The following is a 1,589-nucleotide window of genomic DNA, read 5'->3' as shown; positions in this document are numbered from 1 at the left end:
GCGCAGTTTATAGAATTTAGCTGGAATTTATGAATCATTTTCTGCATTCTTTCACTGTTTTTCCTGATTCTGCCCGAAAATCTCGCTCTTACTCCCTGGGTAAACTGCGACGACCCTTAATCTTCCTGTTTACCGTCGGTTATCGTTTCTATAATCAGCCAAAATTGGCCGTCGGGACTATTTCTCCGGTCACAATTATCGCCCCCGAAGATGCCAGTTTTCATCTTGACTAAGAATTTGCTGATGAGGACAAAACATGAGCAAAAATGATCCATTTTTTGAGATTTTAACCCTTCTTAATTGTACGATCTGCGTCACTGTTACCTATTGGGAAATTATCACCCAGATAAAACATCCTATAATGAAAGGACAAGAAAAATTAGTCCAAGAAACCCTTAGCCAACCTGATGAAATTCGACGTAGCCGCAGTGATCCCAATGTTTATCTTTTTTATCAATTTCAACGACCAAAACGTTGGCTCTGTGCCATTATCCGAAAACTCAATGGTGATGGCTTCCTAATTACCACTTATCCCACCGATGCAATTAAAGAAGGGGAAATTTTATGGCAGAAGTAAACGTTTATTATGATCCGATGGGCAATACCTTAACCGTGTGGTTTGGCGATCGCTCCTCGGAATATCTCTGCGAAGAAACCGGCGACGAAGTTATTTTAATGAAAAATCAAAAAGGCGAAGTTATTGGTTTTGAAAAACTTAACTATAGGATTTCTGAGAACAGGAATCTGAAAATTTCCCTAGAAACCGCCATCCCTGTTTAAACAATAAAGGCCAAAAATGACACTTAAGTAGCTGGGTTATAATTAAATTAAAAATGGATTTTAGGTTCGATCCCCCCTGCCCCCCTTGATAAGGGGGGTGCCGATAGGCGGGGGGAGCTACCCTTGATAAGGGGGGTGCCGATAGGCGGGGGGAGCTACCCTTGATAAGGGGGGTGTCGATCCCCCCTGCCCCCCTTGATAAGGGGGGTGTCTGATAGTTTTTAACGCCTACCTACTTAATCTCTCTATGAAAATCACTTATCAAAAAGTTAACTTAAAAGCTCCCAAAACGGAGACAGCTTATTGGCGTAGTCAATCGTACCAAACGAGACTATCGGCCTTAGAAGAAATTCGTCAAGAATATCATCAATATAAATATAATGCTGAACCAAGACTTCAAAGAGTTTATACAATAGCGAACGCAAAGGGAGACCCTTGCAACGCATTTCTAGAGGTTCTACCTCTTGCTTAACCCATCAGGAAACGGAGAAAGACCCTCCCTTGTGTAGTTCCAAACCCTTGCCTTTTGCCTCTCTCTTCCCCGACCGGCGACCGACTCCTCACCCCACCAACAAACTTTTTCAGCCAACCCTAATCTAGATACCTTTCGAGAAAAAATTTTTTTGCACAGGGAGTCCTTAAAATAGAAGAGGGAACCCAAAACCAAGTTGCTGGTATTTTTCCTCTGGGCATGGTGGCGCAGTTTATAGAATTTAGCTGGAATTTATGAATCATTTTCTGCATTCTTTCACTGTTTTTCCTGATTCTGCCCGAAAATCTCGCTCTTACTCCCTGGGTAAACTGCGACG

3 protein-coding genes and 1 pseudogene are annotated in these 1,589 nt (G+C 42.4%); all 4 read left to right on the top strand.

Annotation, left to right across the window (positions count from 1 at the left end; translation table 11 throughout):
- Positions 1-29 precede the first annotated feature (29 nt).
- A pseudogene (locus PX482_RS22765) lies at positions 30-221 on the top strand (hypothetical protein); the annotation flags it as partial.
- Between the two features lie 35 nt (positions 222-256).
- A complete protein-coding gene (locus PX482_RS22760; protein ID WP_288094536.1) occupies positions 257-577 on the top strand; it encodes a DUF4258 domain-containing protein in 321 nt (106 codons plus the stop codon).
- Positions 565-780: a DUF2283 domain-containing protein gene (locus tag PX482_RS22755; protein WP_002764315.1), complete on the top strand. Its 216-nt coding sequence runs from the start codon at positions 565-567 to the stop codon at positions 778-780. The genes PX482_RS22760 and PX482_RS22755 overlap by 13 nt, the downstream gene beginning before the upstream one ends.
- A 435-nt stretch (positions 781-1,215) precedes the next feature.
- Entirely contained in the window at positions 1,216-1,380 is a 165-nt protein-coding gene (locus PX482_RS22750) for a hypothetical protein (protein WP_002795997.1), read from the top strand.
- Positions 1,381-1,589 lie beyond the last annotated feature (209 nt).

This window comes from Microcystis sp. M53602_WE12 (genome assembly GCF_030065455.1).
GTDB lineage: Bacteria > Cyanobacteriota > Cyanobacteriia > Cyanobacteriales > Microcystaceae > Microcystis > Microcystis aeruginosa.
Note: the sequence above shows the minus strand (reverse complement) of the source record. Positions and strands in the feature narration are given on the sequence as shown.